The organism is Intrasporangium chromatireducens Q5-1, from assembly GCF_000576575.1.
Classification (GTDB): Bacteria; Actinomycetota; Actinomycetes; order Actinomycetales; family Dermatophilaceae; genus Intrasporangium_A; species Intrasporangium_A chromatireducens.
In genome coordinates this window covers 1-385 of the sequence record NZ_AWQS01000611.1, presented here as the reverse complement: position 1 = coordinate 385, position 385 = coordinate 1, and the positions used below count along the sequence as shown (strand labels likewise).

Here is a 385-nt window from a genome sequence, read left to right as displayed (position 1 = left end):
CCGGCAAGTCGACCCTGCTGCGCTGCATCAACCTGCTCGAGCAGCCGAGCGGCGGGACGATCCTCGTCGACGGCGTCGACGTCACCGACCCCGACTGCGACATCGACCGGGTGCGCAGCAAGATGGGGATGGTCTTCCAGCAGTTCAACCTCTTCTCGCACCTCACCGTTCTGGAGAACTGCACCGTCGCGCAGCAGGTCGTGCTGAAGCGCGGCAAGGCCGAGGCTGACAAGGTCGCCCTCACCAACCTCGACAAGGTCGGGCTCGCCGACCGCAGCGGCGCCTTCCCGGCGCAGCTCTCCGGCGGCCAGCAGCAGCGAGTGGCGATCGCGCGGGCGCTGTCGATGGACCCGGAGCTGATGCTCTTCGACGAGCCGACCTCGGC

Annotated in this window: 1 protein-coding gene; it reads left to right on the top strand. The window is 68.6% G+C overall.

What is annotated here, in order from left to right:
- A partial coding sequence (locus N864_RS23115) for an amino acid ABC transporter ATP-binding protein (RefSeq protein ID WP_034723197.1) occupies positions 1-385 on the top strand: 385 nt, incomplete at both ends.